The following is a 23,774-nucleotide window of genomic DNA, read 5'->3' on the forward strand; positions in this document are numbered from 1 at the left end:
TCACTTTTTGTCAGGTGAGGCTTTGGCGGGATGCCACGCCTCCACTTTTTAAATTCCGGAGGAATGGCATTGTGCCACGCCTTAACTTTTCGTTTAGGCGGTTAATGGCGAAATGCCACGTATTACAGTTCATTTTTTTTGGATTTGGCTGAATGATGACCGAGGGTAAAATACGCGAAGAAAAATGGTAGCTCAGTATAACAAAAAAAGACGTCCGAGCCGGACGTCTTTTCTGTTGATTATGAATATGTCAGTTTTGACTACATCACCACGTTAATGATCTTTTTCGGGACGATGATGATTTTTTTCGGTGTTCCGCCAGCCAGCCATTTTTGGGCGTGTTCGTGGGTCAGTACCGTTTTTTCAATTTCATCTTTAGCGGCGTCAACACGCATGGTTAGCTTAAAGCGCACTTTGCCGTTGAACGATACCGGGTATTCGAACGTGTCTTCCACCAGCAGGCTTTTGTCGGCTACCGGCCAGGGTTCGTAGGCCAGTGTTTGCCCGTGACCGTATAATTGCCACAGTTCTTCGGCCAGGTGCGGGGCGTAAGGAGACAGAATTTTGGCGAAAGTTTCGGCAGTGGCTTTGGTTACTTTGCCTTTTTTCATGGCCAGGTTGTTGAGAACCATCAAGGCCGAAATGCCGGTGTTGAATTTCAGGTTTTCAATGTCATCGCCTACCTTAATGATGGTCTGCTGTAACAGTTTCAGCACTTCTTTGTCTTCTTCACCTTCGGTTAGGTTATCCGAATTTCCGAAGAAACGGCAGGCACGGCCCAGGAAACCAAATACGCCTTTCACGCCATTTTCGGCCCAAGGCTTCGTATCGTCGAGCGGCCCCATGAACATCTCATAAAGTCGAAGAGAGTCGGCGCCATATTTTTCCACCACATCATCGGGGTTGATCACGTTTTTCAGCGACTTCGACATTTTGGCAACAATCTGGCGCAGCTCTTCGCCGGTTTCGGTATGGAAATAGTTGCCGTCTTTTTCTTCCACCAGGTCCGAAGCCACTTTGGCGCCGGCTTGCGTTTCGTAGGCAAAAGCCAGGATCATGCCCTGGTTGTAAAGCTTTTTGAACGGCTCGTCGGTGGACACAATGCCCAAATCGAACAGCACTTTGTGCCAGAAACGCGAATACAGCAAGTGAAGCACCGCGTGTTCGGCGCCGCCAATGTACAGGTCAACCGGCATCCAGTAGTTTTCTACTTTGGGGTCGAAAATCTGTTCGTCGTTTTTGGGGTCGATGTAGCGCAGGTAATACCAGCACGATCCGGCCCATTGCGGCATGGTGTTGGTTTCGCGACGGCCTTTGCGCCCGTTTTTGTCCACCACGGTCAGCCAGCCGCCGGCATTGGCCAGGGGCGATTCGCCGCCTTCACCCGGTTCAAATTTTTCCATGTCGGGCAGGGTAACAGGCAGGTCGTCTTCTACCAGACTGATTTCGCCGTCTTCCCAGTGGATAACCGGGAACGGTTCACCCCAGTAGCGCTGGCGGCTGAACAGCCAGTCGCGCAGCTTAAAATTTACGGTGGCTTTTCCGATTTCTTTTTCTTCGAGCCAGCTAATTACCTTCGCGATGCCATCTTTTTTACTGAGGCTGTTGATGTTGATTCCGGTAACCTCACTGGCCGAATTGATGTAAGCGCCATCTTCTGTCCAGCAAGCTTTGCCGGCCAGCACGTTTTCACGCGTTTCAGCGTCGGCATCTTTCGGGTCGAGGATGCAAACAATCGGGATGTTGAATTTCTCGGCGAACTCAAAGTCGCGGGTGTCGTGCGCCGGAACAGCCATAATGGCTCCGGTTCCGTAACCCATTAACACATAGTCGGCCACCCAAATGGGGATTTGCTTTCCGTTAATCGGGTTGATGGCATAGCGACCCGTAAATACGCCGGTTTTCTCTTTGTTCAGCTCCGTGCGGTCCAGGTCCGACTTCAGCGATGCGGCCTGCGTATATTTCCGAACCTCTTCCTTTTTATCTTCGGTTACCATTTTATCCAGCATCGGATGCTCGGGCGAAACCACCATGTAGGTGGCGCCAAACAAGGTGTCGGGGCGGGTGGTGTACACGCGCAGTTTCTCTGCCAGTCCTGCCAGTTCAAAATCGACTTCAGCGCCGGTTGATTTGCCAATCCAGTTTTTCTGCATGTCTTTCACGCCTTCCGGCCAATCCAGCTCGTCCAGTCCTTCCAACAGGCGCTGGGCATAGTGTGGAATGCGTAGTAGCCATTGCTTCAGGTTTTTACGAGTTACCTGATGTCCGCATTTTTCGTGCGATCCGTCGGTTAACACCTCTTCGTTGGCACAAACCGTTTTACAGTTGGCGCACCACCAAACCTGGGCGTTATCGTAATAGGCAAGGCGCTTTTTGCTGATGTATTCTTTTACAGTAGCTTCGCCTTCGGCTTCAACTTCAGCCGGGATGGGCAATTCGCTGATGGGACGGCCTTTTCCTTGTTCGTAATCAAACCAGGTATTATATAGCTTGGTGAAGATCCACTGCGTCCATTTAAAATATTTCGGGTCGGTTGTGTTGATTTCCCGATCCCAGTCGTAACTCAGCCCCAATGTTTTAATCTGGCGACGGAAATTATCGCAGTTCTTTTGCGTGGTAATGGCCGGGTGCGTTCCGGTTTGAATGGCGTATTGTTCGGCGGGCAAGCCAAATGCGTCCCAGCCCATGGGGTGCAATACATTAAAGCCTTGCATGCGTTTGTACCGGCTGATGATATCGGTAGCCGTGTAACCTTCAGGATGCCCGACATGCAAGCCGGCCCCGGATGGGTAGGGGAACATGTCGAGGATGTAATATTTTGGCTTCGAAAAGTCGTTTTCTGTTTTGAAGGTTTTCTGTTCCTCCCAGTATGCCTGCCATTTCGGCTCAATTTCCCGGAATTTGTAGTCCATGGTATCGGTTGATTTTAAGCGTTTTAAAACTGAGGCGCAAAGATAGAAAAATCCGGGAAGAGTGCACAGGTTTTGGCGTGATGAGTTTCGCATTGAAGGTCGGTGGCGGCCAATTATTGCCCGTTGATTAAACGATAGACATACATTCCGTTTGTAAAGTTGAGCTTTTCTCAGGTAACAAGTGCATTACGAATTATAGCATCCAGTTTTTTTGTGTAAGTTAGGTTTCCTGGCACGGAAATAAAGGCGGTTTCGGCCATTTGTTAGGATGAAGAATGGTGTCTGATGTGTGCTGGCTTGGTCTGATTTGTGTTAAATTATTGCAAATAAGCTGGATGTGCACGGATTAGGAGGCTTGTTGAGTGGTAATGTCGTTTAATTTTGGTCGAAGTTAAATCCATTATTTAGTTTGAAAAAGTATTGCTATGAGTTTAAAGAAACAAATTTTAAAATCGAAACCGGTTTGTAAGGTTACTTTCCGGGTTTCAAAAGAGATGGCTGGTGACGCTGCAACGGTTGCCCTGGTTGGGGATTTCAATGCCTGGGACGAGGCTGCCTGTCCGATGGGAAAACTGAAAACGGGTGAATTCACCTGCCAGTTGGAGTTGGAACAAGGACAAGCTTATGGGTTTCGCTATTTGGTCAACGGAACAAATTGGCTGAACGATTCTGAGGCTGACCGCTTTGTTGCCAATAGCTTTGGCGGCGAAAACAGTGTTGTTGAAGCCTGATAATGTTGGATGCTCCTGAAACAGTTTGTTTAGAATGCTGTGCTCTTCCGGTTATTTTTCATATTAACCGGATTTTTTTTGCCCGGGAATTTGTAGCATGCTGTTCAGGAAATGGGGAGCCGAAAAATAAACTATCAACTAAATAGCTATATTTAGCGCGGACATTTGGCGGTTTATCCGCTTACGAGTTTCTATATACAGACACTTCCAACTGAGCAAAAGTTGGTAATTTATTTTTATTATGGAGGTTGAAGAATTAATCCGTGAGCTGATGGTCATCCGGCAGGCTATTTTAGATTGCGAGGCCGGTTATGAATCTCAAATTGAGTCCGTTCATCCGAATTACCGGTATTCGGCCCGCAACTTTATCCGCTACCTGAAATTGCGTACGTTTGAGCTGCGCCACATTCAGGAACAGCTTTCGGCTATGGGCTTGTCGTCCATCGGGCATTCCGAGCGTTATGTGCTGGCCAATATCGAAAACATTCTCTATTTCCTCCATTTGTATGTTGGCCGAAAATTTCAGGGGCGGTTCGATTTGGGCGAGCATCCGGTGAATTATTATAAAAGTATCAAGGTGTTGGAAGAAAACACCGAGCGCTTGTTGGGGAAAACCAATCAACCATTCCATACCCGCATTATGGTTACATTGCCAACAGAGGCCGCAGATGATAGTGCTCTGATTGAATCGTTGTTGCGTGCGGGAATGGAAAACGCGCGGATCAATTGCAGTCACGACTGCCCGGCGGTATGGCTGCGGATGATTGCCAACATTCGAACCGTGTCGGCCAAAACCGGTCGCGATTGCAAAATCTACATGGATTTGCCCGGTCCCAAGTTGCGGACCGGCAGCGTTGAAAATACAAACAAGTCAGGCAAAAAGCCACAGGATTTTATTCGTCTGTTTACGGGTGACCTTTTACATGTGTGCTATCATGATGTTCCGGGAACAGGCGCGTCCTACGATGAAAAGGGCCAGTTGCTGGAACCAGCGAAAATATCGATTTCGATTCCTTCGATATTTCAGGATGTAAAGGTTGGCGAGCGCATCTGGTTTGATGATGGGAAAATTGGCGGTGTTATTCATGAGGTAACCGGCGATTATCTGGTTGTTCGGATTACGAAAACAAAACCCGGTGGCAGCAAGCTGCGGGGTGAAAAAGGTATCAACCTGCCAGACACCCGGCTGAATTTACCGTCTTTGCCGGATGAAGATCTGGCTTATTTGCCTTTTATTGTGCAACATGCCGATGCGGTTGGGTATTCATTTGTGCGCACAGCTGCTGATGTTGAACTGTTGCAAGCCGAACTAAAACGTTTAAACCGCGAAGATATTGGGCTGGTATTGAAAATTGAAAACAAGGAAGCCTTCACCAACTTGCCCGAGTTATTGCTCACGGCCATGCGAAGCCCCAATATAGGATTGATGATTGCCCGTGGCGACCTGGCTGTTGAGCTGGGGCCGGAGCGGATTTCGGAGGTGCAGGAAATGTTGCTGTGGCTGTGCGAATCTGCTTTCATCCCGAATATTTGGGCAACACAGGTGCTCGAGAAGCTGGCGAAGGAAGGTATCGCTACACGGTCGGAAATTACTGATGCCTCGATGGCGTCGCGTTCGGAATGTGTGATGCTGAACAAGGGCGAAAACATCCTGGAGACTGTTGAGATTTTGGCCAACATCCTGCAGCGTATGGAAGCCCATCAGTACAAAAAGAAGGGAACCCTTCGACCGCTGGCTGTGGCAAGCAAGTTCTTCAGAAGAAACAAAGTATAACTAGCTTGTGTTTTTCCGAATCGACTTCATGATAAAAAAGAAAAAAGCCGGCTGAAACCGGCTTGTTTTGCTATTCTTCGATGATGACGATTTTTTCGATCAGGTCGCCGGCCCGGATGGCATCAATTACTTCCAGTCCTTCGTAAACCTTGCCAAAGCAAGTGTGGTTACGGTCAAGATGTGCCGTGTTTTGTCGGCTGTGGCAAATAAAGAACTGTGAACCACCTGTATTTCTTCCGGCATGTGCCATCGAAAGGACGCCGCGGTCGTGGTATTGGTTGTTACCGGAAAGTTCGCACTTGATGGTGTATCCCGGACCACCTGCGCCTGTTCCGTCAGGGCATCCGCCTTGAATCACAAAGTTTGGGATAACCCGGTGAAAGGTCAGCCCGTCATAAAACCCCGACTTGGATAATTTGACAAAGTTTTCCACGGTTCCCGGAGCATCTTCTTCATAAAAGTTCACTTTCATGATCCCCTTGCTGGTATGGATTTCTGCTTTTCTCATGATGTTTTCTGTTAAAATTACCGCACAAAAATACAAATAACTTGCGTGAACTAAAATGGTTGCCCCAGGTCGGCTGGTTTCTTCCAGTAAATCTTGTAGCTGGCTGAACAAGAATAATGACGCAGCGGCGGGGCAAATGCCGAGGTAAATTGGGGAGCTTTTTTTCGAAAGTTGAATTGCAGGGTTCTTTGTTTTGGTTGTTGTAACCTGTTGGAAAACAGATTTAATATGTGCTGTGTATTCCCGAACTTATTCTAAGAAAACAAAAGCAACCATCATGGAAAATTTAGTTGACCGGTTTAGTAATGACTTTATGGCATTTGTAAAAGCCAGGGATCCAAACCAGGTTGAATTTCATCAGGCAGTACAAGAAGTGGTAGAGTCGCTTGCTCCCTATTTGCTGGATAACCCCAAATATTTGCGGATGAAAATTTTGGAGCGCCTCGTGGAGGCCGAGCGGATTATTCAGTTTCGTGTGCCCTGGTTGGATGATCAGGGGAATGTGCAGGTTAACCGTGGCTTCCGGGTTGAGATGAATTCGGCCATCGGTCCATATAAAGGTGGTTTGCGCTTTCATCCAACCGTAAACCTGAGCATCATGAAATTTCTGGCTTTTGAGCAGGTCTTTAAGAACAGCCTCACCAGCTTGCCCATGGGTGGCGGTAAAGGGGGCTCCGATTTCGATCCGAAAGATCGTTCCGACCAGGAAGTGATGCGCTTTTGCCAGAGTTTTATGACGGAACTGTACCGGCACATCGGCCCCAATACTGACATTCCTGCCGGGGATATTGGTGTTGGCGGCCGGGAAATCGGGTTCTTGTTCGGGCAGTACAAGCGGCTTCGCAACGAGTTTACCGGCGTGCTCACCGGTAAAGGGATTGAATGGGGCGGCAGCTTAGTCAGGCCAGAAGCTACAGGTTATGGCCTGGTTTATTTTGTTGGTGAAATGATGAAAGCCCGGCAGGAGACGCTCAGCGGGAAGGTCGTTGCCATCTCCGGCTCGGGAAATGTGGCCCAATATGCGGCTCAAAAAGTAATTGATCAAGGCGGGAAGGTGGTCACCCTGTCTGATTCGGCAGGCTTTATTCACGATCCGGAGGGGATTGACCGGGATAAGCTGGCCTTTGTATTTGAACTGAAAAATATTCAACGTGGACGCATTCGGGAGTATGCCGAAAAATATGGATGCTACTATCAGGCAGGTAAACGTCCTTGGTCGGTTTCTTGCGCTGTGGCCTTGCCATGTGCCACCGAAAATGAAATTCACCGGGAGGACGCCCGGCTTTTACTTGCCAACGGGTGTCAGGTGGTGGCCGAGGGGGCCAACATGCCATGTACTCCGGAGGCAGTGCATGAATTCCTTCGTGCTAAAATTTTATATGCACCCGGAAAGGCAGCCAATGCCGGCGGTGTTGCCGTTTCGGGACTGGAGATGGCCCAGAATAACATGCGCCTGAACTGGACCCGTGAAGAGGTTGACGGCCGCTTGCAAACCATCATGAAGACCATTCATGAAATGTGCGGAAAGTACGGACGCCAGCCCGATGGTTGGATCAATTATGTGAACGGAGCTAACATTGGCGGATTTGTAAAAGTGGCAACGGCCATGTTGGCCCAGGGAGTAGTTTGAGCTTTCCGTATATTGAGATTTGAGAGCTGCCTTTTAGCCAGGGCAGCTTTTTAATTTTACGACGCTGCTTTTAAACATTCGGTCGTATCCGAAAGTTGTCATAAAATCAGTTTTTAATACTCAATTCATTTTTTCCTTTGTCGGAAGAATGAACATTCATTTTGAATCAAAAAGAGCAAGATGAGAACAGACATCAACGAATTTATGGAGGCTTTAAAGGCCAGGACACCCGGTGAACAGGAGTTTCATCAGGCTGTCCATGAGGTGGTCGAATCCATCTGGGATGTTTACCTGAAAAATCCAAGATATCAAAAAACCAGGATCCTTGAGCGGATGGTTGAACCCGAACGTGTGATCATGTTCCGGGTACCCTGGATTGATGATCAGGGTGAAGTGCGTATCAACCGGGGCTACCGGGTTGAGTTCAACTCGGCACTTGGACCGTATAAAGGCGGGCTTCGTTTTCACCCCACCGTTACCTTATCTATATTGAAATTTTTGGGATTCGAACAAACGTTTAAGAACAGTCTGACCACTTTGCCCATGGGCGGTGGAAAAGGCGGCTCTGATTTCAGCCCGAAAGGAAAATCGGATAATGAAATTATGCGTTTCTGCCAGAGTTTCATGACCGAACTACAGCGCCATATTGGTCCGGATACGGATGTGCCTGCAGGCGATATTGGAGTAGGCGGCCGGGAAATTGGCTATTTGTTTGGTCAATACAAACGAATCCGCAATGAGTTTACCGGAGTGCTCACCGGAAAAGGCCTGGCTTGGGGGGGCAGTCTGATACGTCCTGAAGCAACCGGCTTTGGGGCAGTTTATTTTGTCAGCTATATGCTTGAACGTTTGGGCAAAGAAATTGCCGGGCATACGTTTGCCGTTTCCGGCTTCGGTAATGTGGCCTGGGGGGCTATCTCCAAGATTAATGAATTGGGGGGGAAGGTGGTTACCATTTCCGGGCCTGACGGTTATGTTTATGACTCGGCTGGCATAAAAGATGAAAAAGTGGATTACTTGCTCGAATTAAGAGCTACCAATAATGACGTTGTGGAACCGTATGCGGCTGAATTTGGGGCCGAATTTCATCCGGGGAAAAAGCCCTGGGAGCAAAAAGTGGATATCGCCCTACCCTGTGCCACGCAGAATGAAGTTGACCTGGACGATGCAAAAATGCTGGTGGCCAATGGCTGCTTCTTGTTGGCGGAGGCCTCGAATATGGGCTGCACAGCTGAGGCTGTTGATTATTTGGTTAATCACTTGAATTATGCACCGGGCAAGGCGGTCAATGCAGGGGGAGTAGCGGTTTCGGGCCTGGAAATGACTCAAAACAGCCAGCGACTGAATTGGACCCGAGAAGAAGTGGATGCCCGATTGCATTTGATCATGCGCGAAATTCATGAAACTTGTGTTCTTCACGGCAATAACGGACAACGCATCAATTATGTGAAAGGCGCCAATGTAGGCGGTTTTGTTAAGGTTGCCAATGCCATGTTGGCACAAGGAGTGGTGTAGTCTTTTTTAATTTTTTTGTGAAGGCCGGATAGGAAAAGCAGATGTCCTTTCCGGCCTTTGGTTTGAATTATCAATTAGATAATATTCAAAAAAGGGTGATCTGACAGAGAAGTATTTTCTTTGCAGGAAATTTTTTTCTATGTTGATTGATACGCATTCCCATATTTATTCGGAGGAGTTTACGGAGGATTTGGATGAAGTGGTGCAGCGCGCCTTCGAGAACGGTGTCCGGAAGATTCTCCTCCCCAATATTGATAGTTCGTCGGTAAAAAAGATGCTGGACCTGACCGATCAATATCCCCAAATATGCTATCCGCTTATGGGTTTGCACCCTACTTCGGTTACCGAGGATTACGAGGAAGAATTGGAGTTAATTGAATTCTGGCTGAAAAAACGAAAATTTTACGGGATTGGCGAAATCGGGATCGATTTGTACTGGGATAAAACCTTTATTCACGAACAAACGGAAGCCTTCCGCAAACAGCTGCAATTGGCCAAAAAGTACCGGTTGCCCGTGGTGGTGCATGTACGCGATTCGTTTCAGGAAGTTTTCGAGGTGCTGGAATCCGAAGCAGGAGAGGGCTTGTCCGGTGTTTTTCATAGTTTTACCGGTACGGCAGAGCAAGCCAGGCAAGTGGTTGGATTAGGTTTTAAATTGGGAATAAACGGGATTGTCACCTTTAAAAACAGCGGATTGGATCAAGTGGTTGCCAATGTTGATCCTTCTCATATTTTATTGGAAACGGATGCCCCATATTTGACCCCTGTTCCGTTCCGGGGAAAGCGCAATGAAAGTTCGTACTTGATTTATGTAGCCCGGAAAATTGCCGAGATCCATCAGCTTCCTGTTGCCGAGCTTGCCCGGATAACAACAGAAAATGCTGAGAAACTATTCGGTATTTAGGAACAAATTAATTTACCTTTGCTACGTTCGTTTAATTAATTGTATGGATCTTCAAAAACGATCTATTTTACTCATATATACTGGCGGGACCATTGGCATGGTTCAAAAATCGGGGACTGGCGCGTTGAGCCCGGTCCGGTTTGATCAGATATTGGATGAAGTGCCCGAGCTAAACCGGTTGGGCTACCACTTGGAATCCATTACCTTCAATCCGCCCATTGACTCTTCTGACATGACCCCCAAAATATGGGGGAAACTGGCCCGGACTATTCAGAATAATTACAGCAAGTTCGACGGTTTCGTGGTTTTGCACGGAACCGATACCATGGCCTATACGGCTTCGGCGCTCAGTTACATGCTCGAAAATCTGGATAAACCGGTGGTGATGACCGGTTCGCAGCTACCAATCGGAATCCTTCGCACCGATGGCAAAGAGAACCTGATCACTTCAATTGAAATTGCAGCAGCGCACGAAAGTGGGCAGGCTATCGTCCCGGAAGTTTGCATTTACTTCGACAATAAATTATCACGGGGAAACCGGACCAGCAAGCGTCATGCCGATCATTTCAGCGCATTCAGCTCCACCAATTATCCGCTGCTGGCTAAAGCGGGCGTGGATATAAAATATTACCACGAAAATATCTATCATCCCCAAAACAAAGGAATACTGAAGGTGAGGACCAATTTTGACGATCATGTGGTTGTGCTGAAAATATTTCCCGGGATGAGTCAGGCCGTTTTCGAGCAGATCATTAATATCCCTGGATTGAAAGGAATTGTGCTCGAAACCTTCGGTTCCGGGAACGTGCCAACTTCTCCCTGGTTGATGCGTCTGATAAAAAAGGCTATCAGGCAGCGGATTATTATAGTAAATGTTACTCAATGCGAAGGTGGCGCTGTGAAAATGGGTCATTATCAGGCGAGCCGCGAACTCTTGAAAGCCGGCGTGGTAAGCGGAAAAGATATGACCACTGAAGCCGCGGTGACTAAATTGATGTTTCTGCTGGGGCAAGGCTTGAGTGATGCTGACACAAAGTTACATTTGAATAAAAGCCTGAGCGGTGAAATAAGTGAGTAGGAATTTTTTTTTCACAATTTTTTTGTATTTTGCGGCCTGAAAATGCGATGCCGGAAACAAAGGAGAGGTGCAGGAGTGGCTGAACTGGCACGCCTGGAAAGCGTGTGTACCTCAAAAGGGTACCGAGGGTTCGAATCCCTCTCTCTCCGCAAAAACGGTTGGTTAAGTTCATTAACAAACCTTGAAAGAAAATGTTTTGAAAATGATCGGGAACCAAATTCCTTATCATCAGTAAGAATAAAAAACAAATAGTATAGAATTAAATTAAGGAGATTTACTAATTAAAATTAAAACCAATGATGAAAAAACTATTTGCGTTTATAGCAGTTCTTGGGATGCTTTATTTGGGAGCATCGAACAATGCCGTAGCTCAGGATCAAACTGAAGAGGCAACTACAGAAGTAGCGGCTCAGCAAGCTGCGCCTGCTGTTGACATGACCGCCGATGCTGAAGAAGCAGCCGCTGCTGCCTCTGAAGAAGGCAAATCGCTGCACAGCCAGTTAAAACAAAAATTTATTGAAGGTGGTGCCGGTTTCATGTCAACTGTATTGATCTGTTTGATTTTAGGTCTTGCTATGGCATTGGAACGGGTTATTTACCTGAACCTTTCTACCAGCAACAACAAAAAATTATTGGTGAAAGTAGAGGAAGCACTGGCCAGCGGTGGTATCGAAGCAGCTAAAGAAGTTTGCCGTAACACACGTGGTCCGGTTGCCAGTATCTTTTACCAAGGCCTTGACCGTTCAGAGGAAGGTATCGATGTTGTTGAGAAAACTGTTGTGGCTTACGGAGGTGTTCAAGCCGGTTTGTTGGAAAAAGGTTTGAGCTGGTTGGCTTTGTTTATTGCCTTGGCTCCTATGCTTGGGTTCATGGGTACTGTAATTGGTATGATTGCAGCTTTCGACGCCATTGAAGTTGCCGGTGACATTAGCCCGTCATTGGTTGCCGGTGGTATTAAAGTGGCTTTGATTACTACCGTATCTGGTCTTGTTGTTGCGATCATCCTGCAAATTTTCTACAACTACTGTGTAGCCAAAATTGATGCTATCGTTAACAGCATGGAAGATGCTTCTATTTCATTGATCGACCTTTTAGTAAAACACAATCTTAAAAAATAATTGACTTATGAAGCTTGAAAAAGTATTAAACATTTTGATGTGGGTACTTTTGGCAGTTTCAGCATTTCTGATTGTGTCTTTAACGATGAATCTCAGTGATAATGAAGCTGATCCAACTATGGGTGCCTGGATCAATACAAATCTTACCTGGTCGTATATTCTGCTGGGTGCCAGTGCAGTTGTTGCTTTGGTGTTTGCCGTGTTGCATACTGCTACTGATAAAGATGCTGCCAAAAAAGGTTTAATTGCATTGGTTTTTGCCGGCGTGGTTCTGGCCATATCTTATGCTTTTGCCTCCGATGCCATTCCTCAATTTCATGGTGTTGACAAGTTTGTTGCCGACGGAAGTTTAACCCAGTCTGTTTCAAAATGGATTGGAACAACATTGTATGCAACTTACATTTTGCTTTTCCTGTCAATCATTGCAATTGCGGTTTCATCGGTATATCGTATTTTTAAATAATTCAACGTGGTTTGTAATACAGGAAAAAATTAAATTATGGCTAGAAAAATTCCCGAAATACCTGCAGCATCTTTGGCTGACATAGCCTTTATGTTGCTGATCTTTTTCCTGGTAACCACCACGATGGATGTGGACAGCGGTCTTGAACGCAGACTTCCCCCTATGCCACCGGAAGAACAACCGGAAGATGATATGCCTCCAATTAAGGAGCGTAACGTTTTCGTGGTTTTGGTGAATGCCAATAACCAGTTGTTGGTAGAAGGAGAAATCACACGTGTTGATGACCTTCGTGAGAAAGCCAAAGAATTTATGGCAAACCCGTATGACAACGAAAATTTGCCGGAAAAGACCCCGAAAGAGGTTGCTTATTTCGGTCAGGTTGGAATTACAAAAGGGGTGATCTCCTTACGAAACGATGTAGGAACCCAGTACGGGACATACATTGCTGTTCAAAACGAGTTGGTTGGTGCCATCAATGATTTGCGAGAAGAGCTTGCCAAACAAAAGTTTGGTAAATCTTACGAAAAGCTTGACAAGGATCAACAAGACGCGATAAAGGAAATTTATCCTTCAAGAATCTCTGAAGCTGAACCTAAAAAAGTGGGAGGAAACTAGTATGTCAAAGTTTAGAAAAAGTGACTCTAAGGAATTACCACCGATTTCGACAGCATCATTGCCAGATATCGTGTTTATGTTGCTCTTCTTCTTCATGGTAAGTACAACAATGAGGGAAGTTACTTTGAAAGTTAAAGTAACGGTTCCTGAAGCGACTGAACTTTCCAAATTGGAGAAAAAATCATTGGTAAGCTATATTTATGTGGGCACACCGCATAAGCAATTTCAAAATGTGTTTGGTTCTGAGCCTCGTATTCAGTTAAATGATCAGTTTGCGAATACGACAGATATTCTCGATTACATTACGGCTGAACGTGAAGCCCGCGATGAGGCAGAGGTACCATTCATGATTACTTCCCTGAAAGTGGATGAATTTACTAAAATGGGTATCGTAACCGATATCAAGCAGGAATTGCGAAAAGCTTCGGCCCTGCACATTAACTACTCTTCAAGGAAGAAAGCTACTGTAGAATAATCGGATGTATTAATAATTAGAAAAGGGAAACTGCTTGGTTTCCCTTTTTCATTTAAATTAATTGCGATGGCAACTTTATTATTTGATCAAACACCTTATGAAAAGGTACGTGAAGGTTTGGAAAGGAAAATTATTCACACCGATAACTTAATGACTGTTTTGATTGATTTTACTGATGGACCCTGGAGTGAACCAGAGCCACCACACAGTCATCCGCACGAACAAACCTCTTATATTGCAGCTGGTGAAATCCTCTTTTTTTGTGAAGGAGAGGACCCTGTCAGGCTGAAAGCCGGCGATATGTTTGCGGTAGCTTCCGGAAAAAAGCACACTATTCAGTTATTATCGGGGGAGGCCCGGCTTGTGGATAGTTTTAACCCAATTCGCGAAGATTTTTTGAAGTAGGGTAATAAAAAAAAAGGGAGCTTTGCAGTTCCCTTTTTTATGGCGATATGTTTGCGATTTTAACGATCGTTTAAATCGAGTTTAATACGTAGTTCTTTTAACTGGCCCTCTGCTACCGGTGATGGAGCATCGTTCATCACATCGCGGCCGGAGTTGTTTTTAGGGAAGGCGATCGTATCGCGGATACTGTCCAGCCCGGCGAACATAGATACCAGACGGTCGAATCCAAACGCAATGCCAGCGTGGGGCGGTGCGCCGAATTTAAAGGCGCTCATCAAAAAGCCAAACTGAGCTTGTGCTTCCTCTTTTGTGAAACCCAATAAATCGAACATGCAGGATTGGAGTTCCGAGTTGAAAATACGGACAGACCCACCGCCAATTTCAACCCCGTTGATAACCAGGTCGTATGCATTGGCGCGTACCTGTTCTGGATTGGTTTCCAACAGCGGAATATCCTCGGGTTTGGGCGAAGTAAACGGGTGGTGCATGGCGTAAAAACGTTTGGATTCACTATCCCATTCCAAAAGTGGGAAATCGACAACCCAAAGTGGGTTGAAGATATTTTTGTCACGGAGTCCAAGTCGGTTGCCCATTTCCAGACGAAGTTCGCCAAGAGCGTTTAGCGTGTGTGATTTATCACCCGAAAGTATCAGGATCAAATCCCCTTGTTCGGCACCAAATGAAGTTCCCCAAGCCTTTAAGTCGTCTTCGCAGTAGAATTTATCCACCGACGATTTTACCGATCCATCCGTGTTGAATTTCACATAGACCAGTCCTTTTGCCCCAATTTGAGGACGCTTCACCCAGTTTGTCAGCTCATCCAGCTGTTTGCGGGTATATTCGCTGCAACCTTTGGCACAAATCCCTCCAATGAAATCAGCTTCGTCAAAAATTTTGAAATCTTTTCCTTTTGCCAATTCGGTGAGATTTTTAATCTTCATCTCAAAGCGGGTATCCGGTTTGTCCGAACCATAATCTTCCATGGCTTCGCGGTAGGGCATGCGCGGAAAATCACCCACTTCAGTATTTTTTAAAGTTTTAAAAAGGTGCTTTGTCAATCCTTCGAAGGTGGCAAGCACATCTTCTTGTTCTACAAACGACATTTCGCAGTCGATCTGGGTAAATTCAGGCTGGCGGTCAGCACGCAGGTCCTCGTCGCGGAAACACTTCACGATCTGGTAGTAGCGGTCGAAGCCGGCCACCATCAACAGCTGCTTGAAAATTTGCGGCGACTGTGGCAGCGCGTAAAATTCGCCGGGATTCAGGCGCGACGGAACAATAAAGTCGCGGGCTCCTTCCGGGGTCGATTTCATCAGGACCGGAGTTTCGGTCTCGATAAATTCCCTGGCATTTAGGTATGAACGCACTTCGTGTGCCATTTTTGATCGCAACACCAGTGTATCGCGAACCGGATTGCGGCGCAGATCCAGGTAGCGGTATTTCATGCGTATATCGTCACCACCATCGCTTTCATCCTCAATTGTAAACGGAGGAACAGCCGAGGGACTAAGCACCGTCAGTTTTTTTACATCGATTTCAATCTCCCCGGTTGGTATATTTATATTTTTGCTGCTGCGTTCGCGTACTAACCCGTTAACCTGAATGACGTACTCACGTCCCAGTTTTTTAAGGTTCTCCTTGATTTCAGCCGGACTGTTTTCATCAAAAACCAATTGGGTTATTCCGTAGCGGTCGCGCAAATCAATAAAAGTCATCCCACCCAATTCGCGTTTGCGTTGTACCCAACCGGCGAGGGTCGTTTCGATTCCTTGCTGCTCAAGGCGTAATTCACCACAGGTGTGCGTTCTGTACATAGTTGCTGTTTCTTTTTGTTCGGCAGCAAAAATAAGTAGATTTTAGCAATTAAAATTGTAGGTTTGCCATTAATATTGAATTGATTTGAGTGATGGAGCCGTTCGATGATGTTTACTTTATGAAGCGGGCATTTCAGGAAGCCCGGCTTGCGTACGATCAGGGGGAAGTTCCGGTGGGAGCGGTGGTTGTTGCCAATAATCGGATAATTGCCCGGGCTCATAACCTGACAGAGACGCTGACTGATGTAACGGCTCATGCCGAGATGCAGGCCATCACGGCTGCATCTAATCTGGTAGGTGGTAAGTATTTGAATGAATGCACGTTGTATGTTACTCTGGAGCCTTGCGTTATGTGCGCCGGCGCGTTGGGCTGGGCGCAGCTCGGACGGCTTGTGTACGGTGCCGCCGATGAAAAACGCGGTTTCTCCAAATTTGCGCCCAAGGCATTGCACCCTAAAACGGAAGTTACAGGTGGTGTGATGGCAGATGATTGTTCCGACCTGATGACTGCCTTTTTTCAGGAGAGACGATAACTGTTGGGTAACATTGTTCTTATTGATTTTCCCAATTTAAGGATATGAATGGATTTGAAAAGGACTTCTAAATTGGATGGGTATTTTATTGTAAACGTTTTCATAGAATTAGAAAGTTGTTTAGCTTTGTGTGAAGTCATCAGAAATTATTGAAACGAATCTCAACCTAATGAATTATGAATTTTAAATGTATCTCTCTGTTATTTGTTGCTTTTGTTGGCATGCTGTCAGCCTGTGACAGTTCCGGGAAAAAGGATAACGATTGGGCGCTTGCTCAAATTCCGGTAATTGACGAAGTCGGACATACTAAGCTGCCTGATGAAATTGCTCCGGTTGAAGCCCCTTTTGAAACAATCGAGTTCAAGAAACCGGTATTTCCTGCCGATACCGTGGTGCTCCAGCTTTCCAATAATCAGATCAATACAGTTGCCATTAACAGTGCTATTTCTGCTTTAAGTCAGCAAGGCGGAGGTACGGTGATTATTCCTGAGGGCGAGTGGTTAACCGGTAGGGTCGAATTGAAGAGCAACATTAATTTGCAAATTCCAGCCGGAAGTATTTTGCGTTTTAGCGGTTGGGTAAAGGACTTTCAGCCTTCTGTTTTTACCCGAATTGAAGGAGTTGAAGTGATGTCGTTGGGCGCATGTATCTATGCTAATAATCAGAAAAATATTGCTGTAACCGGTTCGGGAAATTTAATTGGCCCAACCGGCGGCGATATACGTGACCGTATTGACAGGTCGGGCGTGATAGAAAATGTGATTTTGGCTGATACTCCAATTGACGAACGCATGTATGACGGAAGCCAGGAATCCGGAACGATCTTCGCGCCGATGTTCATCTCACCTATAAACTGTGAGAACGTTTACATTGAAGGGGTATCCCTGGAGAATACAGCTTTTTGGAATGTTGTACCAATTTATTGCGATGGCGTGATCATTCGCGGAATCCATGTTAATTCGGTCGGTGTTCCGCGGGGCGACGGAATTGATATTGAATCAAGTCGGAATGTGTTAATTGAATACAGCACATTGAGTTGTGGAGACGATTGTTTCACCATGAAAGCAGGTCGAGGAGAAGATGGCCTACGCGTGAACAGACCGACCGAAAATGTGGTGGTGCGTTATTGTCTGGCACGTGAAGGACACGGCGCAATAACTTGCGGAAGTGAAACTGCCGGCATGATCCGCAACTTGTATGTACACGATTGCGTGTTTGAAGACACGGGGGTTGGAATTAGGTTTAAAACCAGACGTCCCCGAGGAGGTGGAGGTGAGAATTTGATTTACGAGCGAATCCGCATGAATTTGAAAAACACAGCTTTTCGTTGGGACATGCTTGGCGGTAAAATGTATGTTGGTGAACTGGCCGACCGGTTGCCGGTGAGAGATGTGAATGACCTTACACCAAAATATAAAAACATTCAGGCGAAGGATATCCTGATTGAGAATTGCTCCAACTTTGTACGTGTTAATGGTATTCCCGAGTCGCCGCTTGAGGACTTATCCATTGAGAATGTTGAAGTAAAGAACTGCAAAACATTGTTTTATGCGCATGATCTGGTGAACGCTTCTTTCCGGAATATGCGTATTGGTTCCAACGATAGCGTAGTTGGATTGCTGGATGCCCGGAATGTTCAGTTTGACAATATCCGGTTTAACACTGCTGCTCCGGTTGTTCTTGATGTTCAGGGCGATTTGTCCGATTCCATACTGATCGAGGAGTGCATAAATGTTGAAAATCAATTGTGGACCAGAGCAGAATGAGTTTACACGGATTTATTCTTATCGAATTGCCAAAATTGAAAGAGTCACGATCTGCCGGATGGAAGGTCGTGACTCTTTTTATTAATGTGTAGGATCAGTGTTTCGCGTGTTGTAATGCACTTCATCTCATTTAAACTTGGGCCACATCAAAACCTACAAGTTTCAGGTCGTCATAATAGGCCGGGTACGATTTGGTTACTACCATCGGGTCGTCAATTTCAATGGTGCCAAACAGGGCGGCAGGGGCAAAGGCGAGTGCCATGCGATGGTCATGATAGGTGGTGATGCAGGGCACTTCTTTCTTTTCGAATGGGAACGTGCCGTCCCATGCCAGTTCACCATGATGTGGTTCTGTTAGTTGTGCGCCGAATTTTGACAGCTCATTTTGCAGGGCGGCAATGCGGTTTGTTTCTTTTATTTTCAGGGTTTCCAACCCGGTGAAGTGGAATGGGACCTTCTTCAGCACACACAACACCGCCATGGTTTGAGCCACATCGGGGTTTTCGGCAAAATTTAGCGACAGGTTTTTGGGTTGAATATCTGCTGTTTTTCGGATGATGATGCTGTTTGCGGTTGCCTGGCTCTCTATCCCAAATTGCTTGAACCAAGGGGCAATGGCGCAATCGCCCTGCAAACTCATCAGGTTCAGGTGTTGTAGTTCCACTTCACCCGCTCCGGCCAGGGCCAGCAGCTGGTACCAGTACGAGGCGCCTGACCAGTCAGCTTCCACGGTGAATTCGCAAGGCTGGTAGTCCTGCTCGTTGATGCGGATTTCGTTACCTTTCCAAACTGATTTTACCCCAAACTGTTTCATTAGCCCAAGGGTCAGTTCAATGTATGAACGCGAGGTTACTTTGTTTTTCAACCGTAGTGTCAGTCCGCCTTCCAGCGTGGGAGCGATCATTAGCAGGGCCGAAATGTATTGGCTGCTCACGCTCCCATCCAACTCCAAGATGTTGCCTTTGAGATGCGAGCCGTAAATTTTCAGCGGCGGAAATCCTTCTTCTTCCAGATATTCGATTTTTGCACCCAGCTTGTTCAGCGCGTCAACCAGGATCTTAATTGGCCGTTGCTTCATCCGGTCCGAACCGGTGAGGGTCCATTCACCCACAATTTGCGCCAGGAATGCGGTCAGAAAACGCATTGCCGTTCCGGCGTGGCCAATGTCAAATACATTGGTGTTTGAGGTCAATACCCGTTGCATGACCTTGGTGTCGTCGCTATCGGATAAATTTTCGATTTCATAAGGACTGTAGCTTAGCGCATGGATAATCAGGGCACGGTTGGCGATGCTTTTTGATGCCGGCAGTTTGATGCTGCCGTTGATTGTTTTATCTGGTTTGGAAAGCTGGTATTTCATTTTAAATCAAAAGTCAAAAGTCAAAAAAATGCTACAGTTGGCGGTAATAATCCAACGCCTCAAAAATCAATTCTTTCGGGCAATCCTGGTTGATTTCCACTTTCCCGATTTCAGAAATCAGTGTAAAGTTGATGCGGCTGCCTTCGTTCTTTTTATCGTGGGTCATCAATTCGTACAAAGCTTCGTAATCTTGCCTGGCAATGTCAAATTTACCGTATTTTTGAAGCAACCATCCGGAGATGGTTTCGAGTTCCGTTTCATTAAACCCACATTTTTTGGCCGACAGGTACAGTTCCACAATCATCCCGTAAACAACGGCATATCCGTGCAAGATGGGGCGACCTTCGTACAGGGCGTAACTTTCAAAAGCATGTCCGGCCGTGTGGCCGAAGTTAAGTGCTTTGCGGATATTTTTTTCGGTAAGATCGTTCAATACATGCCATTCTTTTACCGCAACCGAGTGGGCGATGATCGCCTGCAGCGCTTCGTAATCGATTTGCCCTAAATTATAAGTCATCAGTTCTTCCCAGTGTTCCGGGCTTTTTATCAGACCGTGTTTCAGCATTTCGGCAAAACCCGACAAAAAGTTTTCGTGGTCGATTGTTTTCAGAAAGTTGGTGTTGATAATAACGGCATCCGGCTCGTTAAAAACACCGATCTCGTTTTTCAGCCCGTTAAAGTTGATGCCGGTTTTTCCTCCCAGCGAAGCATCAACCTGGGCCAGCAGGGTGGTGGGGATATTTACGAAAGCCATTCCCCGCTTGAAGGTTGAAGCCGCAAAACCGCCCAGATCAGTGAGCATGCCTCCGCCAATGTTGATGAGCAGCGATTTACGGTCGGCTCCGTGTTTCGACAGTACTTCCCAAACTTGTTCCACCGAGCGGATCGATTTATTGGTTTCGCCGCCACGAATCACGATTTTTCGAATATGATGGGTTTCGATGAGTTGACCGATCAACGGCAGGCACAGTTTGTCGGGAACGTCCTCGGTGAGCAGAAAAACTTTTCCGGCAGGGAACCCATCAATGATTTTGCTGAGTTCCGCTTCAATCTGCTGGGAAAAGATAATATTTGAGTGTATTTTTGATGGAGCCATTTTGTCCGATTTTTCGTGACGGCAAAGTTAATATATTTTCAGAAGCCCTTTTAATTGAAAAGCAGCTTGCGGTTATTATTTACGATTCATTAATTAGTTATGGAAATTTCAAACAAAAAACGAACAAGAAGAATAAAGCGCATTTTTAACCTGGTAGTTGTGTTTCTGTTGCTGGTAGCCCTGTTTTTTGTTTGGAAAGAAAACAATGCCGGTGCCCTGATTGCAGGCGGTGTTTTGGTTTTGTTCGTCGTAGGCTTCCAGTTTGTCAATATGAATTACGTGTATTACAGTTCTGAAGGGGGAAAGCTACTGGTGCGCTACTATCCGGTGGTGTCGTTATTTGGGAAGGAGTATAACGCGATTGAGTTTGACAAACATTTGCTGTATTCAGCAAAAGTTAAAAAGGTGCTTTTATTTTCGGATTTGTACCTGTCTATCAGGACCAGTAAGGGGATTGCCGAATATCCAGAAGTGAGTTTGGCCGGATTGTCGCGCGAAGAAATTCAGGCTATTCAGCACGATTTAACTGAAATATTGCAGCTCGTTCGCTAAAGCTTGTGTATTTCTTCGGAAAGGTCTAAATTGATCATAAACATTTCCAGATGGATTACTCCCACAATCTCAAATATCAACTGGCATTGTCGTTAATTCCCGGCATTGGCAGTGTCAATGCCAAAAGTTTGGTTGCCTACCTGGGCAGTGTCGAAGCCGTTTTTCATGCTTCCGAAAAAACGCTCAGGAAAGTACCTGGCATTGGCGAAGTCCTGGCCCGTAATATTATTGCTCACCAATTGACAGAACGGGCAGAAGAGGAAATCCACTTTATGCAAAGCCATCAAATCCGGGCTTCTTTTTATTTGGACGATAATTATCCGATGCGGTTAAAGCGTTGCGTTGACGCGCCGTTGGTGCTGTTTTCAACCGGGCACATCAACTTTAACGAAAGCAAAATGGTTGCCTTGGTCGGTACCCGCAATGCGACTGACTATGGTCGGAAATTTTGCGACGATCTGGTTGCGGGAATGGCGCAGCGGGGTGGTTACTGTGTGGTGAGTGGCTTGGCTTATGGCATTGATGTGGCAGCCCATAAGGCTTGTTTGAAATACCAGGTACCAACCCTTGGCGTATTGGCCCACGGCCTGGACCAAGTATATCCGGCGTTACATAAAAGCGTTGCTCAAAAGATGCGGGAAAATGGAGGCTTGGTGAGCGATTTTATGAGCCGGACAAAGATCGACCGGCAGAATTTTCTTCGGCGCAACCGTATCATTGCCGGCTTGGCCGATGCTACGGTTATTGTTGAATCGGCGGAAAAAGGCGGTTCGCTGGTTACAGCAGACATTGCCGACTCGTACAACCGCGATGTATTTGCTGTGCCGGGGCGTAGCAGCGATACTTATTCCCGCGGGTGCAATGCGCTGATCCGGGAAAGTAAAGCCAATCTGATCGAATCGCTGAATGATTTGGAGTATTTTATGTCGTGGCAACCCCAGATTGACAAGCCTCGCAAAATTCAACGGCAGCTTTTTGTTGAACTTCGTCCCGAGGAACAAAAAATTGTTGACCTGCTTGGTGATGCCCCGGTTTACATCGACCAGTTATGCCAGCTGGCCGGGATGCCCATGGGGAAAGTATCGTCCATTTTGCTTGGGCTCGAGTTTAACGGGTTGGTGGCCAGTTTGCCCGGGAAGATGTACCGGTTGAGTTGATCGTCGTTTCTGCATGTCGATTTTTGGATGTATCTTTGCGGCCTATGACAAGTTTTGAAGAATTAAAAGTCAATAAATCAATCCTGAAAGCCCTGAAGGAAATTGGTTTCGAAGAACCGACCCCCATTCAGGAGCAGGCAATTCCGGTTATCCGGTCGGGAGTGGATGTGCTTGGGATTGCACAAACCGGCACCGGAAAGACGGCTGCTTACCTGTTGCCCATTTTTATGAAGCTGGTGAAGGCAGAAGGAGAGGACCCTCGGGTGCTTATTCTGGTTCCCACGCGTGAATTGTCGATACAGGTGGGTGAAGATATTGAGGAGTTGACCCAATACAGCAACCTGCGGCACGCCGCAATTTACGGAGGTATTGGCTGGACCAAACATGCAGAACTGATTAAACCGGGTATCGACATTTTGGTGGCAACTCCCGGACGGTTGCTGGATTTATACCAGGCAGGGGCTGTATCGCTCAAAAAAATAAAAACCCTGGTGATTGACGAGGCAGACCGCATGTTGGACATGGGTTTCATGCCACAAATTCGCAAATTGCTCGAAATCATTCCGGTGAAAAGGCAAAACTTGCTGTTTTCGGCCACCTTCAACGAAAAGGTGGAGGAGATGAGCCATGAGTTTCTTGCTTTTCCCGAACGGATTGAAGTGGCGCCATCGGCTACGCCGGCCCAGCTGGTTAAGCAGTCGTATTTTAAGGTGCCGAACTTCCGGACCAAACTCAACCTCATTCAGCATTTGTTGCAAGACGAAGAAACGTTTAACCGGGTGTTGATTTTTGTGCGTACCAAGGAACATGCCGACAGTGTGTTTAAAATCATCAAACGTAAAACCGAAGGTGAGAAGCGCATCTTGCATTCCAATAAAGGGCAAAGCTCGCGGATCAACGCCATCAACGCGTTTAAGGACGGCGATATTCGCATTATGATTTCCACTGATGTTTCGGCACGGGGACTGGATGTGTCGCGGATTTCGCATGTCATCAATTTTGACCTTCCGCAACGTTACGAGGATTATGTGCATCGCATCGGACGGACAGCCCGGGCCAATAATCACGGGGAAGCCATTACGCTGATCGACCCTGCGGAAGAATACCATCTGAAAAAAATTGAGCAGATCATCCGCATGGAAATACCAGAGCGGAAAATTCCTGAGGGAGTGGAGATTGCCGACACGCCAAAGCCCGAAAGGCAGGATCAGTTACGAGAAATCGACCGGCAAAAACGCTTGGAAGATCCGGAATTTAAAGGGGCTTTTCATGAAAAGAAACGGCGCCCTTCTGCACAAAAGCCGGTGAACCCGCCAAAACATTTTTCCAAAACCAAAAAATTCCGAAAAACAGGTGGAAGGAGATAAA

21 protein-coding genes and 1 tRNA gene are annotated in these 23,774 nt (G+C 46.6%); 17 read left to right on the top strand and 5 right to left on the bottom strand.

Going from position 1 to position 23,774, the window contains the following annotated elements; translation table 11 throughout:
- Nucleotides 1–260: 260 nt before the first annotated feature.
- Nucleotides 261–2,912, bottom strand: a complete 2,652-nt coding sequence (leuS, locus tag N2K84_RS07040; RefSeq protein WP_282591085.1) for a leucine--tRNA ligase — start codon at nt 2,910–2,912, stop codon at nt 261–263.
- A 425-nt stretch (nt 2,913–3,337) separates the two neighbouring features.
- Between leuS and N2K84_RS07045 the strand changes: the two genes are divergently transcribed.
- Nucleotides 3,338–3,643 carry an isoamylase early set domain-containing protein gene (locus N2K84_RS07045; protein ID WP_282591086.1) on the top strand — a complete coding sequence of 102 codons (306 nt, stop codon included), beginning with the start codon at nt 3,338–3,340 and terminating at the stop codon, nt 3,641–3,643.
- A gap of 241 nt (nt 3,644–3,884) precedes the next feature.
- Nucleotides 3,885–5,417 (top strand): pyruvate kinase, encoded by a 1,533-nt coding sequence (locus tag N2K84_RS07050; protein WP_282591087.1) that lies wholly within the window; start codon nt 3,885–3,887, stop codon nt 5,415–5,417.
- A gap of 70 nt (nt 5,418–5,487) precedes the next feature.
- On the opposite strand, the gene N2K84_RS07055 is transcribed toward N2K84_RS07050, so the two are convergent.
- The gene (locus tag N2K84_RS07055; protein WP_282591088.1) at nt 5,488–5,925 is read right to left on the bottom strand and encodes a peptidylprolyl isomerase; all 438 of its coding nucleotides are present in this window, start codon (nt 5,923–5,925) and stop codon (nt 5,488–5,490) included.
- A 277-nt stretch (nt 5,926–6,202) separates the two neighbouring features.
- On the opposite strand from N2K84_RS07055, the gene gdhA (N2K84_RS07060) reads away from it, so the two are divergent.
- From gdhA (N2K84_RS07060) to N2K84_RS07105, 10 genes are all read left to right on the top strand, one after another.
- Complete coding sequence (gdhA, locus tag N2K84_RS07060) at nt 6,203–7,555, top strand: NADP-specific glutamate dehydrogenase (RefSeq protein ID WP_282591089.1); 1,353 nt, start codon at nt 6,203–6,205, stop codon at nt 7,553–7,555.
- Nucleotides 7,556–7,735: 180 nt separating this feature from the next.
- Complete coding sequence (gene gdhA / locus N2K84_RS07065) at nt 7,736–9,070, top strand: NADP-specific glutamate dehydrogenase (protein WP_282591090.1); 1,335 nt, start codon at nt 7,736–7,738, stop codon at nt 9,068–9,070.
- A gap of 139 nt (nt 9,071–9,209) precedes the next feature.
- A complete protein-coding gene (locus N2K84_RS07070; protein WP_282591091.1) occupies nt 9,210–9,974 on the top strand; it encodes a TatD family hydrolase in 765 nt (254 codons plus the stop codon).
- Between the two features lie 43 nt (nt 9,975–10,017).
- Complete coding sequence (locus N2K84_RS07075) at nt 10,018–11,052, top strand: asparaginase (protein ID WP_282591092.1); 1,035 nt, start codon at nt 10,018–10,020, stop codon at nt 11,050–11,052.
- Nucleotides 11,053–11,113: 61 nt separating this feature from the next.
- Nucleotides 11,114–11,201, top strand: a tRNA-Ser gene (locus tag N2K84_RS07080).
- Nucleotides 11,202–11,348: 147 nt separating this feature from the next.
- Nucleotides 11,349–12,170, top strand: a complete 822-nt coding sequence (locus N2K84_RS07085; protein ID WP_282591093.1) for a MotA/TolQ/ExbB proton channel family protein — start codon at nt 11,349–11,351, stop codon at nt 12,168–12,170.
- Between the two features lie 7 nt (nt 12,171–12,177).
- Nucleotides 12,178–12,633: a hypothetical protein gene (locus tag N2K84_RS07090; RefSeq protein WP_282591094.1), complete on the top strand. Its 456-nt coding sequence runs from the start codon at nt 12,178–12,180 to the stop codon at nt 12,631–12,633.
- A 36-nt stretch (nt 12,634–12,669) separates the two neighbouring features.
- A complete protein-coding gene (locus N2K84_RS07095; protein ID WP_282591095.1) occupies nt 12,670–13,248 on the top strand; it encodes a biopolymer transporter ExbD in 579 nt (192 codons plus the stop codon).
- Nucleotide 13,249: 1 nt separating this feature from the next.
- The gene (locus N2K84_RS07100) at nt 13,250–13,723 is read left to right on the top strand and encodes an ExbD/TolR family protein (protein ID WP_282591096.1); all 474 of its coding nucleotides are present in this window, start codon (nt 13,250–13,252) and stop codon (nt 13,721–13,723) included.
- A gap of 66 nt (nt 13,724–13,789) precedes the next feature.
- Nucleotides 13,790–14,128: a cupin domain-containing protein gene (locus N2K84_RS07105; protein ID WP_282591097.1), complete on the top strand. Its 339-nt coding sequence runs from the start codon at nt 13,790–13,792 to the stop codon at nt 14,126–14,128.
- Nucleotides 14,129–14,187: 59 nt separating this feature from the next.
- Here the strand turns inward: N2K84_RS07105 and aspS are convergent, their stop codons facing one another.
- Entirely contained in the window at nt 14,188–15,942 is a 1,755-nt protein-coding gene (gene aspS, locus N2K84_RS07110) for an aspartate--tRNA ligase (RefSeq protein WP_282591098.1), read from the bottom strand.
- Nucleotides 15,943–16,034: 92 nt separating this feature from the next.
- Between aspS and N2K84_RS07115 the strand changes: the two genes are divergently transcribed.
- Together N2K84_RS07115 and N2K84_RS07120 are read left to right on the top strand one after the other, a co-directional pair.
- A complete protein-coding gene (locus tag N2K84_RS07115) occupies nt 16,035–16,475 on the top strand; it encodes a nucleoside deaminase (protein ID WP_282591099.1) in 441 nt (146 codons plus the stop codon).
- A 176-nt stretch (nt 16,476–16,651) separates the two neighbouring features.
- A complete protein-coding gene (locus N2K84_RS07120) occupies nt 16,652–18,241 on the top strand; it encodes a glycoside hydrolase family 28 protein (RefSeq protein ID WP_282591100.1) in 1,590 nt (529 codons plus the stop codon).
- 130 nt (nt 18,242–18,371) lie between these two features.
- Here the strand turns inward: N2K84_RS07120 and N2K84_RS07125 are convergent, their stop codons facing one another.
- Together N2K84_RS07125 and aroB are read right to left on the bottom strand one after the other, a co-directional pair.
- Nucleotides 18,372–19,601 (bottom strand): 3-phosphoshikimate 1-carboxyvinyltransferase, encoded by a 1,230-nt coding sequence (locus N2K84_RS07125; RefSeq protein ID WP_282591101.1) that lies wholly within the window; start codon nt 19,599–19,601, stop codon nt 18,372–18,374.
- A gap of 31 nt (nt 19,602–19,632) precedes the next feature.
- Entirely contained in the window at nt 19,633–20,697 is a 1,065-nt protein-coding gene (aroB, locus tag N2K84_RS07130) for a 3-dehydroquinate synthase (RefSeq protein WP_282591102.1), read from the bottom strand.
- Nucleotides 20,698–20,796: 99 nt separating this feature from the next.
- On the opposite strand from aroB, the gene N2K84_RS07135 reads away from it, so the two are divergent.
- The 3 genes from N2K84_RS07135 to N2K84_RS07145 are packed head-to-tail and all read left to right on the top strand — an operon-like array spanning nt 20,797 to nt 23,773.
- Nucleotides 20,797–21,249, top strand: a complete 453-nt coding sequence (locus tag N2K84_RS07135; protein ID WP_282591103.1) for a hypothetical protein — start codon at nt 20,797–20,799, stop codon at nt 21,247–21,249.
- 50 nt (nt 21,250–21,299) lie between these two features.
- Nucleotides 21,300–22,406, top strand: a complete 1,107-nt coding sequence (gene dprA / locus N2K84_RS07140) for a DNA-processing protein DprA (RefSeq protein ID WP_282591104.1) — start codon at nt 21,300–21,302, stop codon at nt 22,404–22,406.
- Nucleotides 22,407–22,450: 44 nt separating this feature from the next.
- Nucleotides 22,451–23,773 (top strand): DEAD/DEAH box helicase, encoded by a 1,323-nt coding sequence (locus N2K84_RS07145; RefSeq protein WP_282591105.1) that lies wholly within the window; start codon nt 22,451–22,453, stop codon nt 23,771–23,773.
- The last annotated feature ends 1 nt before the right edge of the window (nt 23,774 follow it).

Source organism: Gaoshiqia sediminis, from assembly GCF_025907915.1.
Lineage (GTDB): Bacteria > Bacteroidota > Bacteroidia > Bacteroidales > Prolixibacteraceae > Gaoshiqia > Gaoshiqia sediminis.

What these genes read in the sequence shown, in the direction of transcription:
- leuS (WP_282591085.1), bottom strand. Translation starts at nt 2,912, where the DNA reads ATGGACTACAAATTCCGGGAAATTGAGCCGAAATGGCAGGCATACTGG.
- gdhA (WP_282591089.1), top strand. Translation starts at nt 6,203, where the DNA reads ATGGAAAATTTAGTTGACCGGTTTAGTAATGACTTTATGGCATTTGTA.
- N2K84_RS07045 (WP_282591086.1), top strand. Translation starts at nt 3,338, where the DNA reads ATGAGTTTAAAGAAACAAATTTTAAAATCGAAACCGGTTTGTAAGGTT.
- N2K84_RS07095 (WP_282591095.1), top strand. Translation starts at nt 12,670, where the DNA reads ATGGCTAGAAAAATTCCCGAAATACCTGCAGCATCTTTGGCTGACATA.
- aspS (WP_282591098.1), bottom strand. Translation starts at nt 15,942, where the DNA reads ATGTACAGAACGCACACCTGTGGTGAATTACGCCTTGAGCAGCAAGGA.
- N2K84_RS07055 (WP_282591088.1), bottom strand. Translation starts at nt 5,925, where the DNA reads ATGAGAAAAGCAGAAATCCATACCAGCAAGGGGATCATGAAAGTGAAC.
- N2K84_RS07120 (WP_282591100.1), top strand. Translation starts at nt 16,652, where the DNA reads ATGAATTTTAAATGTATCTCTCTGTTATTTGTTGCTTTTGTTGGCATG.
- N2K84_RS07070 (WP_282591091.1), top strand. Translation starts at nt 9,210, where the DNA reads ATGTTGATTGATACGCATTCCCATATTTATTCGGAGGAGTTTACGGAG.
- aroB (WP_282591102.1), bottom strand. Translation starts at nt 20,697, where the DNA reads ATGGCTCCATCAAAAATACACTCAAATATTATCTTTTCCCAGCAGATT.
- N2K84_RS07115 (WP_282591099.1), top strand. Translation starts at nt 16,035, where the DNA reads ATGGAGCCGTTCGATGATGTTTACTTTATGAAGCGGGCATTTCAGGAA.
- N2K84_RS07075 (WP_282591092.1), top strand. Translation starts at nt 10,018, where the DNA reads ATGGATCTTCAAAAACGATCTATTTTACTCATATATACTGGCGGGACC.
- dprA (WP_282591104.1), top strand. Translation starts at nt 21,300, where the DNA reads ATGGATTACTCCCACAATCTCAAATATCAACTGGCATTGTCGTTAATT.
- N2K84_RS07135 (WP_282591103.1), top strand. Translation starts at nt 20,797, where the DNA reads ATGGAAATTTCAAACAAAAAACGAACAAGAAGAATAAAGCGCATTTTT.
- N2K84_RS07050 (WP_282591087.1), top strand. Translation starts at nt 3,885, where the DNA reads ATGGAGGTTGAAGAATTAATCCGTGAGCTGATGGTCATCCGGCAGGCT.
- N2K84_RS07085 (WP_282591093.1), top strand. Translation starts at nt 11,349, where the DNA reads ATGATGAAAAAACTATTTGCGTTTATAGCAGTTCTTGGGATGCTTTAT.
- gdhA (WP_282591090.1), top strand. Translation starts at nt 7,736, where the DNA reads ATGAGAACAGACATCAACGAATTTATGGAGGCTTTAAAGGCCAGGACA.
- N2K84_RS07090 (WP_282591094.1), top strand. Translation starts at nt 12,178, where the DNA reads ATGAAGCTTGAAAAAGTATTAAACATTTTGATGTGGGTACTTTTGGCA.
- N2K84_RS07125 (WP_282591101.1), bottom strand. Translation starts at nt 19,601, where the DNA reads ATGAAATACCAGCTTTCCAAACCAGATAAAACAATCAACGGCAGCATC.
- N2K84_RS07145 (WP_282591105.1), top strand. Translation starts at nt 22,451, where the DNA reads ATGACAAGTTTTGAAGAATTAAAAGTCAATAAATCAATCCTGAAAGCC.
- N2K84_RS07100 (WP_282591096.1), top strand. Translation starts at nt 13,250, where the DNA reads ATGTCAAAGTTTAGAAAAAGTGACTCTAAGGAATTACCACCGATTTCG.
- N2K84_RS07105 (WP_282591097.1), top strand. Translation starts at nt 13,790, where the DNA reads ATGGCAACTTTATTATTTGATCAAACACCTTATGAAAAGGTACGTGAA.